The organism is Nocardia sputi (assembly GCF_023501985.1).
Genome location: NZ_JAMFLC010000005.1, coordinates 162,796 through 177,746, shown reverse-complemented (window position 1 = coordinate 177,746; position 14,951 = coordinate 162,796). Strand labels below are relative to the sequence as shown.

General features: G+C 69.3%; 15 protein-coding genes. 4 read left to right on the top strand and 11 right to left on the bottom strand.

Annotated elements, in window-relative coordinates:
• Nucleotides 1–214: 214 nt before the first annotated feature.
• The 3 genes from M8859_RS10015 to M8859_RS10005 form a co-directional block, all read right to left on the bottom strand.
• Nucleotides 215–1,348, bottom strand: coding sequence for an anti-sigma-D factor RsdA (locus M8859_RS10015; RefSeq protein WP_249644137.1), 1,134 nt, complete (start codon nucleotides 1,346–1,348; stop codon nucleotides 215–217).
• On the bottom strand, nucleotides 1,341–1,919 hold the full coding sequence (locus tag M8859_RS10010) for a sigma-70 family RNA polymerase sigma factor (protein ID WP_043687710.1): 579 nt from the start codon (nucleotides 1,917–1,919) through the stop codon (nucleotides 1,341–1,343). The genes M8859_RS10015 and M8859_RS10010 overlap by 8 nt, the downstream gene beginning before the upstream one ends.
• A gap of 133 nt (nucleotides 1,920–2,052) precedes the next feature.
• Nucleotides 2,053–2,937 (bottom strand): hypothetical protein, encoded by an 885-nt coding sequence (locus M8859_RS10005; protein WP_195071239.1) that lies wholly within the window; start codon nucleotides 2,935–2,937, stop codon nucleotides 2,053–2,055.
• A 628-nt stretch (nucleotides 2,938–3,565) separates the two neighbouring features.
• Here M8859_RS10005 and M8859_RS10000 point away from each other — a divergent pair.
• From M8859_RS10000 to M8859_RS09990, 3 genes are all read left to right on the top strand, one after another.
• Nucleotides 3,566–3,859 (top strand): WhiB family transcriptional regulator, encoded by a 294-nt coding sequence (locus tag M8859_RS10000; protein WP_039796164.1) that lies wholly within the window; start codon nucleotides 3,566–3,568, stop codon nucleotides 3,857–3,859.
• 439 nt (nucleotides 3,860–4,298) lie between these two features.
• A complete protein-coding gene (locus tag M8859_RS09995; protein WP_159923009.1) occupies nucleotides 4,299–4,874 on the top strand; it encodes a sigma-70 family RNA polymerase sigma factor in 576 nt (191 codons plus the stop codon).
• A gap of 1 nt (nucleotide 4,875) precedes the next feature.
• Entirely contained in the window at nucleotides 4,876–5,127 is a 252-nt protein-coding gene (locus tag M8859_RS09990; RefSeq protein ID WP_159923007.1) for an RskA family anti-sigma factor, read from the top strand.
• 227 nt (nucleotides 5,128–5,354) lie between these two features.
• Here the strand turns inward: M8859_RS09990 and groL are convergent, their stop codons facing one another.
• Both groL and groES read right to left on the bottom strand, forming a co-directional pair.
• Entirely contained in the window at nucleotides 5,355–6,965 is a 1,611-nt protein-coding gene (gene groL, locus M8859_RS09985) for a chaperonin GroEL (protein ID WP_159923005.1), read from the bottom strand.
• A 333-nt stretch (nucleotides 6,966–7,298) separates the two neighbouring features.
• Entirely contained in the window at nucleotides 7,299–7,601 is a 303-nt protein-coding gene (groES, locus tag M8859_RS09980; protein ID WP_028479292.1) for a co-chaperone GroES, read from the bottom strand.
• Between the two features lie 580 nt (nucleotides 7,602–8,181).
• On the opposite strand from groES, the gene M8859_RS09975 reads away from it, so the two are divergent.
• The gene (locus M8859_RS09975; RefSeq protein WP_159923003.1) at nucleotides 8,182–9,717 is read left to right on the top strand and encodes a DUF7159 family protein; all 1,536 of its coding nucleotides are present in this window, start codon (nucleotides 8,182–8,184) and stop codon (nucleotides 9,715–9,717) included.
• Nucleotides 9,718–9,806: 89 nt separating this feature from the next.
• Here M8859_RS09975 and tsaD read toward each other — a convergent pair whose 3' ends face one another.
• From tsaD to alr, 6 genes are read right to left on the bottom strand one after another with little or no spacing between them, the layout of a single operon-like run.
• On the bottom strand, nucleotides 9,807–10,850 hold the full coding sequence (tsaD, locus tag M8859_RS09970; RefSeq protein WP_195071240.1) for a tRNA (adenosine(37)-N6)-threonylcarbamoyltransferase complex transferase subunit TsaD: 1,044 nt from the start codon (nucleotides 10,848–10,850) through the stop codon (nucleotides 9,807–9,809).
• On the bottom strand, nucleotides 10,847–11,353 hold the full coding sequence (gene rimI / locus M8859_RS09965) for a ribosomal protein S18-alanine N-acetyltransferase (RefSeq protein WP_159922999.1): 507 nt from the start codon (nucleotides 11,351–11,353) through the stop codon (nucleotides 10,847–10,849). The genes tsaD and rimI overlap by 4 nt, the downstream gene beginning before the upstream one ends.
• 5 nt (nucleotides 11,354–11,358) lie before the next feature.
• A complete protein-coding gene (gene tsaB / locus M8859_RS09960) occupies nucleotides 11,359–12,075 on the bottom strand; it encodes a tRNA (adenosine(37)-N6)-threonylcarbamoyltransferase complex dimerization subunit type 1 TsaB (protein ID WP_195071241.1) in 717 nt (238 codons plus the stop codon).
• A gap of 55 nt (nucleotides 12,076–12,130) precedes the next feature.
• Nucleotides 12,131–12,583, bottom strand: a complete 453-nt coding sequence (gene tsaE / locus M8859_RS09955; RefSeq protein ID WP_249644136.1) for a tRNA (adenosine(37)-N6)-threonylcarbamoyltransferase complex ATPase subunit type 1 TsaE — start codon at nucleotides 12,581–12,583, stop codon at nucleotides 12,131–12,133.
• The gene (locus tag M8859_RS09950; protein WP_159922993.1) at nucleotides 12,576–13,664 is read right to left on the bottom strand and encodes an alpha/beta fold hydrolase; all 1,089 of its coding nucleotides are present in this window, start codon (nucleotides 13,662–13,664) and stop codon (nucleotides 12,576–12,578) included. The genes tsaE and M8859_RS09950 overlap by 8 nt, the downstream gene beginning before the upstream one ends.
• Entirely contained in the window at nucleotides 13,661–14,896 is a 1,236-nt protein-coding gene (gene alr, locus M8859_RS09945; protein WP_159922991.1) for an alanine racemase, read from the bottom strand. Before alr ends, M8859_RS09950 begins: the two co-directional genes overlap by 4 nt.
• Nucleotides 14,897–14,951: the final 55 nt, after the last annotated feature.

Here is a 14,951-nt window from a genome sequence, read left to right as displayed (position 1 = left end):
ACCCGAGACGCGCGCGAGCCGTTCCCCGGCCCGCGCATCTCGCGCTTGCCACTGTGATCTTCGACGCACAGGATCACGGTTCGAGCAGACAACGCACCCCGACGAGCCGGACGTCCGCCTGAAGCGCGGATGACCGGCTCCTTCGGCGTCAGAAGAACAAAGAACCGATCGCCTGGCCGGCGATCGGTTCGTGTCGTACGTCCGAGATGTTCGCTTACCTACCGGGCGGCAAGAACGAGCCCGGGTTGGGGAAGGACGGCACGCTGAAAGTCGGCGGCTGGCCCTGGGTCGGCGGCCGGGTGGCCGGTTGCTGCGGCGGCGGTGCCACCGTCGGATTCCCGGTGTCCACCGTCGGATCCGCTGTGGGCGGCCGGACATCCGTGGCCGGCGGCTGCTGCGGAGCCGTCGGCTCCACGGTCGCCTGCGGCGGTGTGGTGGCCGCAGGCGGGGGCGTGGTAACCGGTGGCGCCGTGGTCGGCGCGCCGCCGTTCGTGGCGCCGCCGCCGTTCGGCGCGGTCGCGTCCACGGTGGGCGAGGGCTTGTCCGTCTGCTCGCCCGGCTGCTGCATGATCGTCGCGGACCCGCCGGTCGCATTGGGCTTCGTGGTGACGCTGGTGCCCGGGGTGGCACGCGGGTCGGTGCTCTTCGGCACCGTCGACTCCAGCTGTTGGGCCAGTTCCGGCGACACCTTCCCCAGCTCCGCGAGCAGCCGCTCCCACTCGGTCATCAACTCGGCGCGCTTGCCCGGATCGCTGACCTGCGCGGCGTTCTCCTTGGCGCGCTCCAACCGCGCCTTCGCCTGTTCCGGGTTCTGCGCGACCAGCGCGGAGGCCTGGCTCAGGTCGTCGTCGGCCCGCTGCACGACGGTTGTCTGGGCCTGTTCGCTGAACACGACTTCCTTGACCCGCCATAGCGGGTCGCCCGGCTCCGCGTTGTACGAGAACGCCGTCATGCCGCCGAAGACCAGCGCCAGTGCGGCCGCGGTGCCCATGATCGGGCGCAGAAGCCTCAGTCGCCCGCCGCTGTGCGCCCCGATACGAACCTGCCGCGCGCCGATCTCCTGGTTGACCGCGGCCACGATCGCATCCAGGTCCGGTTCGGCCGACATCGGAGCCGCGGTCAGCTCCGCTCGCCAATCCGCGAGCAGCGTCGCGAGCTGATACTCCTCGGCGCTGTCGGTGTGCACCGGACCATCGCTGGCGATGGCGTCGATCAGAGCATCGTCGCGGCGTACCGCGGCGATGTCGACCGGGTCGCTGTCACCGGACGCCTCGGCGTAGGGACCGCTGTTTCGCGATCCAAGCCGCGCCTTCCAGTCACCCCGACCGCGCTCGCCATCCCTAGCCATACATTTCACCTGCCCTCGCCACTTGTGACTTGAGTTTCGCGAGTGCCCTGTGTTGGGCCACCCGTATCGCACCCGCCGTACTGCCCACGGCGACTGCGGTTTCTTCCGCTGACAAACCCATGACCAAGCGCAGGATCAAGATCTCTCGATGCTTCTCGGGAAGCGTCGCGAGCAAACGGTTCATCTGTCTGCTCGTCTCGGATTCGAGAGCTCGTTGTTCCGGTCCCTGGTCGGTGGATATGACATCTGGTACTTCGGCCATCGCCTCCGCCTTGTTACGGGCGGCATTGCGATGAGCGTCGGCGACCTTGTGCGAAGCGATCCCGTAGACAAAGGCCATGAAGGGCCTGCCCTGGTCTTGATACCTGGGCAAGGCGGTCATCACAGCCAGGCAAACCTCCTGCGCAACGTCGTCCGCGGAGAGCTGCCCACGCTCCGCGGCTCCGATCCGCGCGCGGCAGTAGCGCACCACCAGCGGGCGGACCATCTCCAGTACCTGAGCTAAAGCGGATCTGTCGCCCTGCGCAGCGGCAGCGACGGCGAGGTCCAACTCTTCGCCCGTGTGCGTCATCGTCAGAGATATTCCTGGCGTTACAAGTGGCACGGTCCGGTGACGACCAGTGCTTCCACCGAAGGGGCGGAACGGATCTAACAATAGCGACCCGTCGGCGGGATCTGGGCAACACGGTGGTCTCCGTGATCAGCTACCAACCATCCATGGGGCGCAATGCCCCGCCTGCGCGGGTTATGACCGCTGCACACTCGGCCGCTTCCGCCGCCGCTTTCTCGGCACCCGATCCGGCGCGGAGCATGGCGCAAGCCCACCGCAACGGCAGCAGCCCGTGCTCGCGGCATTGCTCGGCGACCTCCTCGGCCGAGGCCCGGGATCGTTCGCGCGCGCCGCGCGCCGCGTCGGCCGCGGCGACCAGTAGGCGGGACTTGACCTGGTGGCGTACCGAGGGGGACCGATCGGCCAGCTCCAGCGCGACCGACGCGTGCTCGGCGGCCGACTCGAAATCACCTGCCGCCAACGCGGTTTCCGCGCGTACCCAGCCCAGGCGGATCGCGGGACGCCAACCGGCCCGATACCGCTGTGCCGCCGAGGCGCTGCGCCGCAGCAGCCGATCGGCCAGCGCGAGCCGCCCGGTTCCCAGCGCGTCAGCGGCCAAGCCGGTGAGGGCGTCGCAGATCGCGTCGGCGCGGCTGGGAAGGTAGCCGCCCGGCCCGTTCGACGGACCGCCTGCGGTCTCGTCCTCTGCCACGGCGTCGGTGGCGAGCAGCAGCGCGGCGGCCCGCCCGTCGAACGCGGCCGCCCGCTCGTGCCACCCGAGCTGGCGAAGGAAAGAGCCCTCCGTACTTCCCGCCAGTGAGAGGAGCACGGGGTCGGCGCTGTGATTGCATAACCTTCGCAATTCGACGCGCGCCGCGGCATAACGACCCTGACCGCCGAGGACCACCGCGCGATACCACCGGCCGAGTGGGTCCGAAGCGGGCGGCAACTCGGCGGCGGCGCGACCAGGGTCGGCACCGAAGGCGGCCTCGGCGAGGGCCGCGACGTGAGGATCTCCGAACGGAGCGGGCGCGAACACGGGCGCACTCTATCCCGCCCGGTACGCGGGCCGGAGACGACGAAAGGTGATCGACCGCCGACCCGCAACCGCCCGGCATTTCCGCCGCCGAGCCGATGTTTCCATTAGGTAAATCTAGCTCCGGCAATCACCGAGCGGCCGCGCCGGGAATTCATGCGCGTTTCGCGTAATTAACCTGCGCGCCCCGTTTCCGCCATCTTCGGATCCGCGCGAAGGGAACGTCGTGGGCGGCAGGGCCGCCGCCGCCGTGCGCCCAGCATCCGCACCGCAGCGGCCCCACGCACCGTAAATCGCATCTACCTGCAGAAACTTGACTCGTCATGGCACAAGCGGAAACCACCGACCTCCGGCCAACCGAACAGTATCGCCGGAACCAACGCGAAAAGTAAACAGTTCGGAGGTTAAATTTCGCAGCGCGAGATTTGGAAAAGTGCTGCGTGGAACTATTGACGGAATTTCGCGGCTGGACCTAACGTAGCTCATCGCCACGGACGGCGCCGCGCGAAATTGCAGCGACCACGAAGGGGCGAGCCCTCCGGGTACCCCCGCCGACACGGCGTCGTGGCCCACAACTGTTGCAGAACAACTGCTCGACAACGCTGACGAGCTCGCACCACGAGGAGTTCACATGCCCATGCCGACCCACCTCCCGGGACCCAACGCCGATGTCTGGGATTGGCAGATGCGAGGATCGTGCCGCGGGCAGGATTCCGCGGTGTTCTTCCATCCCGATGGCGAGCGTGGCCGAGCCCGCACCGCGCGCGAGATGCGCGCCAAGGAGATCTGCCGCACCTGCCCGGTGCTCATGCAGTGCCGCGCCCACGCGCTGAAAGTCAGCGAGCCCTATGGCATCTGGGGCGGCATGTCGGAAACCGAGCGCGAGATGCACGCGCGGCGCAACCGCCGCCGCATGGCCGTCTGAACCAATCTCCTCCCATCCGCACGCCAGCGGGCATCGAATCCCTAGCAAACAACGGGCCACTGCAACATGCTTTTCGGCCGAGCCGGTCACGCAACACGCCGATCGGTTCCTGTCCGAAGGTCGGCGCGTGGGTTCCGATCGGTCACCATCGATCGGCCGGCCGCCGCGGCGAAGGCCGGTGCACTACCGGTCCGGCGCGATGCGACAGCGTTCGGCGTGTCACGGCGTGTCATGGCGTGTCTTCTCCCAGATGTCCGACGTAACGGCGCTTTTCCGCAACGCGGCGCCGTCCCATGACGCGCTCGTGGGCACCCCACCGGAAGGGAGGTCATAGCGGCGCGCTACGGTAGTGACTGATGACACAGAATGGAGCGTTGTGACAACGCGGCCGCCAGCCGCAGAGGGCGACTCGTTCCGAAGAGCGGCCTTCCCACCTACGGTGGATTCTGCGGTTACGGCACGCGCAGCCGAAAGTATCGAGCTCGCCGCGCTTTTACATCGATGTGGCCGAGCCGACCAGGAAGCATTCGCCGAGCTCTACGACCGGACGTGTGCGCGCGTCTTCGGTCTGGTGTTGCGTGTCCTGCACGATCCGGGATACGCGGAGGAGACCACCCAGGAGGTCTTTCTCCAGATCTGGCGGATGGCGTCGAGCTTCGATCCCGCGAAGGGTTCCGCGGTGACCTGGCTGATGACGCTCGCGCACCGGCGCGCCGTCGACCGGGTGCGCGCCGAGCAGGCCCACACCCAGCGCGAGGTCGCGTACGGGATCCGGGTGCTCGGCAACGAATTCGACGAGGTCACCGAAGAGGTCGAGCGCAGGCTCGAACAACAGGCCGTCCTGGCGGGTCTCGCCACACTCACCGAAACCCAACGGGAAGCCATCTCGCTCGCCTACTACGGCGGGCGCACCTATGCGGAGGTAGCCACCTACCTCAACGTAGGGTTACCTACCGTTAAGTCCCGGATTCGGGACGGATTGACACGACTGAAGAAAAGTTTGGGGGTGACGTGAGATGAACGAACGCCAGATCGATCTCGCGCACACCGTCGCGCTCGGATCGATCGACGACGAAGACCATCAGGAAGTGCAGGATCTGCTCGACAGCGAGGACCCCGTGCTACGCGCGGAGTTCATCCAGGAAGTCAGAGACACGAAAGAAGCGCTCTCCGTTCTCGCCACAGCCACGGCGGCCATGCCACCGCCGTCGCTGCGCGCTCGCCTCCTCGCGGCCATCGCCGCCGAGCAGCCACCGGTCGCCAGCTGAATTCAGCGATCCGTCAGGCACTCCCGCTCCGCGCGTCCGGGTCCGACAGCCGGACGATCCCGCAGCCTCCTTCCGGTTCGCGGCAGCCAGCGCGTCGAGCTTCGGAACATCCTCGGTCTCACTGGTAGTCGCCTGCCGGCCCCGGCTTGTCCCGGGTACGGGCAAGGCCCCCGAACCAGGTGGTTCGAGGGCCTTGCCTGATGAATCGTCGCGAAGAGGCGCTCGGCTCAGTGAGCGTGGCCGTGGTGGCCGTGATCGTTGTGCTCCTCGGCGGGCTTGTCGACCACGGCGCTCTCGGTGGTGAGGATCATGCGCGCGACCGAGGCGGCGTTCACGACGGCCGAACGAGTCACCTTCACCGGGTCGACGACGCCGTCGGTGAGCAGGTCGCCGTAGCTGAGGGTGGCGGCGTTGAAGCCCTCCTTGCCCTCGGCCACCTTGCTGACCACCACCGCGCCGTCCAAGCCCGCGTTCGTGGCGATCCAGAACAGCGGCGCCCGCAGCGCGGTGCGAACCACCTCGACGCCGACGGCTTCGTCACCCGACAGCGAGTCGCGCAGCTCGACGAGCTTGCCGCTCGCCTGCACCAGCGCGGTGCCGCCGCCGGGCACGATGCCCTCGGCCACAGCGGCCTTGGCCGCGCTCACCGCGTCCTCGACGCGGTACTTGCGTTCCTTGAGCGCGGTCTCGGTGGCCGCGCCGACCTTGATCACCGCGACGCCGCCGGCCAGCTTGGCCAACCGCTCCTCGAGCTTCTCGCGGTCCCAATCGGAATCGGTGGACTCGATCTCGCGACGCAGTTGCGCGACGCGCCCCTCCACGTCCGCCGCGGAACCGGCGCCGTCGATGATCGTGGTGTCGTCCTTGGTAACGACCACGCGACGCGCCTTGCCGAGCACGTCCAGGCCCGCCTCGCGCAGGGTGATGCCGAGGTCGGGGTTCACCACGGTGCCGCCGGTGACCACGGCCAGGTCGTCGAGGAACGCCTTACGGCGGTCGCCGAAGAACGGCGCCTTCACCGCGACGGCCTTGATCGTCTTGCGGATGGCGTTGACCACCAGGGTCGACAGCGCCTCGCCCTCGACGTCCTCGGCGATGATCACGACCGGCTTGCCGCTCTCGGCGATCTTCTCCAGCAGCGGCAGGAAGTCCGGCAGCGAGCTGATCTTCTCGCGGTGCAGCAGGACGAACGCGTCCTCGAGGGCGGCCTGCTGGCTGTCGGGATCGGTGATGAAGTAGGGCGACAGGTAACCCTTGTCGAACTGCACGCCCTCGGTGACGACGAGTTCGGTCTGCAGCGTCGAGGACTCCTCGACGGTGACGACGCCGTCCTTGCCGACGGTGGTCAGCGCCTTGCCGACCATCTCGCCGATCTGCTCGTCGCGCGAGGACACCGTCGCGACCTGCGCGATGGCCTGCTCGCCGGAGACCGGGGTGGCCAGCGCGAGCAGCGCCTCGGAGACCGCGTCGGCGGCCTTGGCGATGCCGGAACCGAGCGCGATCGGATTCGCGCCCGCGGCAACATTCTTCAGCCCGGCGCGGACCAGCGCCTGGGCCAGCACGGTGGCGGTGGTGGTGCCGTCGCCCGCGACGTCGTTGGTCTTGGTGGCGACGCTCTTGACCAGCTGCGCGCCGAGGTTCTCGAACGGGTCTTCCAGCTCGATGTCACGCGCGATGGTGACGCCGTCGTTGGTGACGGTCGGACCGCCGAAGGACTTCGCGAGCACGACGTGCCGTCCGCGCGGGCCCAGGGTGACCTTCACCGCGTCGGCGAGCTTGTCGACACCGCGTTCCAGAGCCCGGCGAGCCTTCTCGTCGAACTCGATCTGCTTTGCCATGGGAATTCGCTCCTGTAGTGGATTGCGGCGCTCCCGGGTCCCTACGTGGTCACGCAGGCTGCCGCCTCCGGGCCCGTCGCTCGCACCGCTGTATCTGATTTGCGGCGCTCCCGGGTCCCTCCGTGGTCACGCAGGCTGCCGCCTCCGGGCCCGTCGCTCGCACCGCTGTATCTGATTTGCGGCGCTCCCGGGTCCCTCCGTGGTCACGCAGGCTGCCGCCTCCGGGCCCGTCGCTCGCACCGCGTGTTCAGTACCGGGTTTCTGTCGGCGTCGAACGCGTTCCGCCCCGGGGCCTGAAAGACACCGGGGCGGAACGCATGCGTGCCCGTTCGGCTACTTGGTGACGACGGCCAGCACGTCGCGCGCCGACAGGATGAGGTACTCCTCGCCCTGGTACTTGATCTCGGTGCCGCCGTACTTGCTGTAGATGACGGTGTCACCCTCCTGGACATCCAGCGGGATGCGCTTCTCGCCCTCGTCGTCCCACCGGCCGGGACCGACGGCGACAACGGTGCCCTCCTGCGGCTTCTCCTTCGCCGTGTCGGGGATGACCAGGCCGGAGGCCGTCGTCGTCTCGGCCTCGTTGGCCTGGACGAGGATCTTGTCCTCGAGCGGCTTGATGTTCACGCTCGCCACGTTGAGCCCTCCACTTTCAGGGGATTCGGTCGTCCGGAACTGTTGTCCCGGACTCGTCGGTTGGTCACGATGCTGACCTTGCGCATAGCCCCGTCGTCGCGGGTGCCGGGACCCCTGCCCAATGGTCAAGCTGCTGGCACAAGCACTTCATACAGTGCCGACTAGCACTCTATACATGAGAGTGCCAGCGCTCAAGGCTGGACGGTGCCAACTTTGCGCGGCGCGCCCATCCGACTCGCGGCTTGGCGATTCGTTCGAGGAAACAGTAACGTTCGGATAACGGATTGTGACACTATTGACGACGGTCGCGGTCCGGCCGCCACGTCCGTCGCCTGTGGGCGGCGGCGGGGCCGCACAGCGTTACCGCAGCGTCGCCGAAACACGCAGCGCCGCAGCAGTCGTTGCATTACCAGCGTCACCAGAGAGCAAGACACGTGATCCATGGCCGGTCCCCGCGACCCACCCGGACGAGGGGCCGGTTCGTTTCCCGATCCGGGGCGCTCGTCATCCATACGGCGGTCCGGCAGTCCATTCGAGATGGTCGGCGACACCATGACCATCCGCTCGAAGGGAGGTGAACATGCGAACATCCCTCGGCATCTCGGCCGGGGCAGAGGTCGTGTGCTCGGCGTTGGTCGCCACCGCGTCCAATGGCGCGCAGAGCTTCGACTACCGCGTCGTCTCCGCCGATGCGGCCCATTCCGATCTCGGCGATCTGGTGGCGTCCTCGATCGAGTTGATGACCACGCAACTGCCGACCACGCAGCCGCCGCGCGAGATCATCAGCCCGGTCGGCGGGCGATTCGCGGGCACCGCACGCGATTGGGCGTCGATGACCGGTCATCCGCCCACCAGCGTCGCGGTCGCCTACCGCACCAGGGAGCAGGCGCAGATCATCCGCGCGGCCACCGGCAAACAGCGTGAACTGCGGCTGATCCCGGAGGGCACCGCCGCGCTGACCTACTTGCGGCACACCGGCCTGCTGGACCGCTACGACACGGTAGCCATCGTCGATCTCGGCGCCTCGGGGCTCAGCGTCACCGTCGCCGATCGAACCGACGGCTCGCTGCTGCGTTCCGACCGCACCGCGACCGTCAGCGGCAAGGCGATCGATGACCTGATCTACCACCATCTGGTGGACATGCACTTCGCCCGGCGCGGCACCCGGCCCAACCGCGGCATGCTGACCAATCGAGGCCGCGCGGCGAAAGAGCATTTGTCCATCGCGCCCGCCGTCACCATCGACCACGTCGCGGGGCGGCCGCTGAAGCTGACCAGGGCCGACTTCGAAGAGTTGATCGCCGACCTGCTGCGCGACCTGGCGCGGTTCGTCACGGCGGCGTTCGGCCGGGCGCCCCGGCAGCCGCAGGCGGTCGCGGTCATCGGTGGCGGCGCCAACATTCCCTCGGTGCTCGACACACTCACCGCGGCGCTGGACGTCCCGGTCTTCACCGTGCCGGACCCGGAGGCGGTGACCGCGAAAGGCGCGGCGCTGGTCGCGGATTCGGTGCAACCCGCGGTGTTCCCGGTGGGCACGCGCGGCGGCGACGCGCCCGCCGGAACGGTCACCAAGGTGTTCGGCACACTGGCCGGGGCGATCGTGGTGGTCGGACTGATCGTCGGTTACGGCGTGCAGACGTTCGCGCCCACCGCGGACGACGAGGTCTCCCCCGCCGGGACCACGAGCAGCGCTTCGCAGCTGCCGCCTCCGACGTCCGCGGCGCCCTCGACCGCGGCGGCGGTAACGCGGGCAGGCGGCACCCCGGACAGCACCGGCGTCGCGCCGACCACCACCGGACGCGGGCCGCGCAGTACGACCGGCGTACCGTTCACCACGGAGGCGGTCACACCGACACAACCCACGCTGCGACCGGATCCCGACCTTCCGCCGATCCCGTTCCCCGAACTCCTCGGTCCGCTGTTCGGCAACCCGAATGCCACACAGGGCAGTTCGCCCGAGCCGGGGCCGAGCCAGACCTCTTCGCCGACGCCGAGCGTCGAGAGGCCCGGCCCGAGCTCGACGCCGAGCCAGGTGCCCGCGCGGTCGGGCCTGCCGCTGCCGCCGCATGGAAGCTCGGGGTCGGCATTCGACCCGGGCCTACTCGTACCGAACTGATCCGACGGCACAACGGCGGTTTCCGGACGATTCCACGGAAGCCGTCGAGCCACCCGCGCGCTACCGACGGCTCACCGAGTCCGAGCAGATCAGCGGACCATGCTGACCGACACCGGCAGACCGGGGTCGGTGGCGACCGTCAGCGGTGACGGCGCCGCGCCGCCCGCGATGACATGTGCGCCCAGCGCGGCGATCATCACCCCGTTGTCCGTGCACAGCCGGGGCTTGGGCACCCGCAGAGTCAAACCGGCCGCGGCGCAACGTTCCTCGGCCATCGAGCGAATTCGTGAGTTGGCCGTCGCGCCGCCGCCGAGCACCAGCGTGCCGACACCGACATCCCGCGCCGCGCGCACCGCCTTCATGGTGAGCACATCCGCGACCGACTCCTGGAACGACGCCGCGATATCGGGAATGGGGAGATCTTCCGCGGCGATGCCGTCGCGCTGCGCCGCCTCCACGTATCGTGCCACCGCGGTCTTGAGGCCCGAGAAGGAGAAGTCGTAGCGCGGATCACGCGGCCCGGTCATGCCCCGGGGAAAGGCGATGGCGCGCGGATCGCCGTCCGCGGCTGCGGCATCGAGCGCCGGGCCGCCGGGAAAACCCAGCCCGAGCAGGCGCGCCACTTTGTCGAAGGCTTCCCCCGCCGCATCGTCGACCGTGCTGCCCAGCTCGACGATCGGCTCGGACAGATCCGTGACGTGCAGCAGGTGAGTGTGCCCGCCCGACACCAGCAGCGCGACGCACGGTGGCATCGGCCCGTGTTCCAGGGTGTCCACCGCGACGTGGCCGCCGAGATGGTTGAGCGCGTAGAAAGGCACATCCCACGCCGCCGCATACGCTTTCGCGGCGGCGACGCCCACCAGCAACGCGCCGGCCAAGCCCGGTCCGATGGTCACTGCCAGCGCGTCCGGCTTCGCGATACCCGCCGCCGACAGCGCACGGCGCATGGCGGGCACGATCGCCTCGAGGTGCGCGCGCGAGGCGATCTCGGGGACCACGCCACCGAAGCGCGCGTGCTGGTCGACGCTCGAGGCGACTTCGTCGGCGAGTAGCTCGCAGGTGCCGTCGGGGTGGCGGCGGACGATGCCCACTCCGGTTTCGTCGCAGGAGCTCTCGATGCCCATGATGATCACGACAGCACCTCGTCCGGTGTGCGCCACTGACGGTCCGCGCTGGTCAGCGCGGGCCGGCGCATCGTGTACGCGTCCGCGCCACTGGGGTGGTAGTAGTTCTTGCGCAATCCGATGATGTGGAAACCGTGCTTGGCGTACAGCGCGATCGCGGGCGCGTTGTCGGTGCGGACCTCCAGGAACACCGGCCCGCCGCGCCGTCCTGCCTCGGCGAGAAGCGCCTCCAGCAGAAGCGTGCCCACGCCCGCGCGGTGGCAGCGGGGGTCGACGCCGATGGTGTGCACCTCGGCCTCGGGGTGTTCGGCGTCACCCAGCAGGGCGATGCCCGCGTAGCCCACCATTCGCCCGTCGTCGTCGCGCGCGGTGATGTAGCAGTTGTGCCTGCCTGCCAGCTCGGACTGGAACGCCACGGCGGCCCACGGGTCGTCCTCCGGGAACAGCAACTGCTCCAGTTCGACGCAGCGCGTGATGTCGGCGGCCACCATCGGCTCGATACGGAAAGCCACGGCCGTCACGCTCCCGTCCGGTCGAGTCGACGGTAGGCGTTCTCGACCGCGTCCGGCCTGCGCAAGTACAGCGGAACCAGCGGCTCCGGCACGCTGCGCGACAGCAGCTCGGGGGCGGCGACGCGCACCAGTCCGGCGGGCGAGGGCGTCTCGGCGGGCAGCACCGGCAAGTCGAAGAAGTCCACGTGCGAGGCGGATCCGGCGATCGCCGTGGCTTGTCCTTCGTCCAAGTCGGAGGGCTTGCACACCTCGGGGCCTGCCACGCGCGCGCCCTCGCGGTACCGCGCCCAGTACACCTCCCGCCGCCGCGCGTCGGTCACCACGAGCAGTTCGGCATCGAGCGGGAACTCGACCGGAGGCGGCACGGCGGGGTCGATGGCGGCGTCGGCGGCGATCGCGTCGAGACTGCACACCCCGTACACCGGAATGCCGAGCGCGTCACCGAACGCGGCCGCGGTGGCCATACCGACGCGCAAGCCGGTGAACGGCCCCGGACCGACGCCGACCACGATCGCGTCGATATCGGTCCTGGAACGGCCTGCCTCGTCGAGGCATTCGAGGATCTGCGGGGTGAGCACCTCGGCATGAGCACGGGGGTCGACCCGCACCCGGGAGGCGACGGTGCGTGCCAGGACGGGATCCGCCGAGCCGGCGCCCTGCTCCAATTCCACCAGTCCCGCTGTGACGGCGGGGGTCGCGGTGTCGACGGCTAGTACAAGCATGATTGGCCCAACGATACCGGGTGGTAGGCCCCACGGATGCAGAGCTACCTGATAGCTAATCCACCCATTCCCAGATCGCGGTGCGCACATCCGAATCCGGCTCACGCGACAGCACCACGCGCAGGTGGCGCTCGGCGAGGTGCTCGACCACGCCGCGGCCCCACTCCACCACGACCACCGCCTGATGCAGATCGGTGTCCAGATCCAGCGCGTCCAGCTCGTCCAGATCGCCACCGAGCCGATAGGCGTCCACGTGCACCATGGGCACGGCGGGCCCGCCCTCCCGCTCCCCGGCGCGGTGCTGGCGGGCGATGATGAACGTCGGGGAGCTGACCCGGCCCTGTACGCCGAGCCCCTCGGCGATACCACGGGTCAGCGCGGTCTTGCCCGCGCCGAGCGGGCCGTCCAGAACCACCAGGTCACCGGCGCGCAGATCCATGGCCAATTCCCGGCCGAGCGCCTCGGTGTCGGCGACGGTGGGCAAAATCCGAGACCGTCGATCAGCCACCGGACACCTCGGAGGCGTTTCCCGCCACCGGGTCGATGGCACCCGCGCGCACCAGCAATCGATCCAGCGCGGCATTGACGATGTCCGGGTACTGCAGATGCGGCATGTGCGCCGCCCCCGGCAGCAGAATGAGTTCGCTTTCGGGCAGAGCGGCGGCCAGCGCGCGCGAATTGCGGAACGGGATCACCAGATCGTGCTTACCGCCGAGCACCAGAACCGGTGTGCCCGCCAGGGCGGGCAACGCCGCCGACTCGTCGTGCAGCTCGATGGCTTGGAGAAACTTCACGATGGTCTCCACCGGCGTCTGGTCGATCATCAGCGTCGCGAAGCGCGACAGGGTCGGGCTCACCGGACCGTGGAACGAGCTGACGTGCAGGATCGGTGTGATCACATGCCGCGCGGTGGCGCGGCCCGCCTGCACCAGCGCGGGCGCGGTGTGCACGGCCAACCGGAAGCCGTCGATCGCGGGGTTGCGCAGCAGTTGCCCGATCCCCGCCGCGGTGACCCCGGCCGCCGCGGTCGACAGCAGTGCGACGCCGATCACCCTGGCCGCGAACAATTCCGGGAATCGCGCGGCCGCGGCCAGGACCGCCATACCGCCCAGCGAATGCCCGACCAGCACCACGGGCCCGGCCGGAGCGGTGGCGCTCAGCACAGTGGCCAGGTCGCGGCCCAGCTGGGCGACGGTACAGCTCGCGGCGCTCGGCACTCCGGATCGACCGTGCCCGCGCAGATCGAACAGCACCATGCGAACCCGCGCGCCCCAACGCTTTTCCAGATCGCGACGCTGGAAGTGGAAGGAAGCCATGCTGTTGCAGAACCCGTGCACGAAAATCACCGTCACCGGCGCGTCGTCGGGGCCGCAGGTCCGGGTGGCCAGCGGCACGCCGTCATCGGCGAGCACGGTCCCCGCGCGGTCGGCATCGATCAGTCCGAAATCCTCGTCGCGGTAGTCGTCGCCCCGCGGGGGCCACAGCACGCGCGCGCCGGCGCGGCGCAGGGCATGGGCACCCGCCAGCGCGCCCACGAGCCCCACGGTGGCGAGCCCGCCGCGCAGCGGGGTCACCCGGAACCGGCTCACCGGTCGCCACCCGTGTAGCGCCGGGTGACCCGGCCGCGCGGCGAACACACCACTTCGTAGTGGATGGTGCCGAGCAGGTCGGCCCAGTCCTGGGCGTGCGGTCGCGCGCCGAAGAGGATCGCGGTGTCGCCCTCCCGGACGCCCGCGGCGTTGTCTCCCAGGTCGACGACGAACTGGTCCATGCACACCCGGCCCACGTTTCTGCGCCGGGCTCCGCCGAGCCAGACGTCGAATCGCCCGCTCAGGGGGCGGAACACGCCGTCGGCGTAACCCGTGGGGATCAGCGCGACGGTGGTGTCGTGCGGCGCGACCCACTGGTGCCCGTAGGAGACGCCTTCGCCCGCGGCCACCCGCTTGACCAAGGCGACCCGGGCCTGGAAGGTCATCGCGGGCCGCAGGCCGAAGTCGTTGCCCGGTATGGGGGACAGGCCGTACACGGCTATGCCCGGCCGGACCAGGTCGAAGGCCAGATCGGGGCGGGTCAGGGCGGCGGCCGAGTTGGCGATGTGCACCAGTTCCGGCTCCAAGCCGTGTTCCTTGGCCGTGGCGATCGCGTCCAGGAACCGGGCGCGTTGCACGTCGTTGTTGGGGTGTTCAGGTTCGTCGGCGTGCGCGAGATGGGAGAAGATCGCGCGGAAACGCACCGCCTGCTCGTCGACCAGAGCGCGCAGCGCTGTCAGCACTTCCGGGTACTCGGCCGGTGAGACCCCGTTGCGGTTCAGGCCCGTGTCCACCTTCAAGGCGACCGTCGCCGGACGGCCGACGCGGCGCGCCGCGGCTTCGACCGCCCGCAGATGGGCGGGCGAGGAGACCCCGATCTCGACGTCGGCGTCCACCGCGGCCGCGAAGTCGGCGTCGGTGTTGTGTAACCAGCACAGGATGGGCGCGGTGATTCCGGCCGCGCGCAACTGCACGGCTTCCGCCACCGTCGTGACGCCCAATTCCGCCGCCCCCGCCGCGAGGGCGGCCCGCCCCACCTCGACTGCGCCGTGGTTGTAGCCGTCGGCCTTCACCACCGCCATCACCGCGGCGTCGCCCGCGTGTTCCCGCAGGATCCGCACGTTGTCGGCGATGGCATCCAGGTCGATGACCGTTTCCGCTTGCGCATTCACGGCAGTCTTCTCCGCCTCTTTCGAGTATTCGGGCCGTACCAGCCGGGGGGCGCTATATTCGCGTTCAGGTCTTCCGTCTGGTGCCGCCGGAGTTCTGGGCGTACCCGGGGAGTTACCCATGTGCCCTCGAGATCAGTCGTCGCGTTGGTTCCGGTCGAGTCTATTGGCGTGCTCG

Bases quoted from the DNA above. Each gene is read 5' to 3' on its own strand.
- alr (WP_159922991.1), bottom strand. From the start codon at position 14,896: ATGGGTAACTCCCCGGGTACGCCCAGAACTCCGGCGGCACCAGACGGA.
- M8859_RS09975 (WP_159923003.1), top strand. From the start codon at position 8,182: ATGCGAACATCCCTCGGCATCTCGGCCGGGGCAGAGGTCGTGTGCTCG.
- M8859_RS10015 (WP_249644137.1), bottom strand. From the start codon at position 1,348: ATGGCTAGGGATGGCGAGCGCGGTCGGGGTGACTGGAAGGCGCGGCTT.
- M8859_RS09990 (WP_159923007.1), top strand. From the start codon at position 4,876: ATGAACGAACGCCAGATCGATCTCGCGCACACCGTCGCGCTCGGATCG.
- tsaB (WP_195071241.1), bottom strand. From the start codon at position 12,075: ATGCTTGTACTAGCCGTCGACACCGCGACCCCCGCCGTCACAGCGGGA.
- M8859_RS10000 (WP_039796164.1), top strand. From the start codon at position 3,566: ATGCCCATGCCGACCCACCTCCCGGGACCCAACGCCGATGTCTGGGAT.
- M8859_RS10010 (WP_043687710.1), bottom strand. From the start codon at position 1,919: ATGACGCACACGGGCGAAGAGTTGGACCTCGCCGTCGCTGCCGCTGCG.
- groL (WP_159923005.1), bottom strand. From the start codon at position 6,965: ATGGCAAAGCAGATCGAGTTCGACGAGAAGGCTCGCCGGGCTCTGGAA.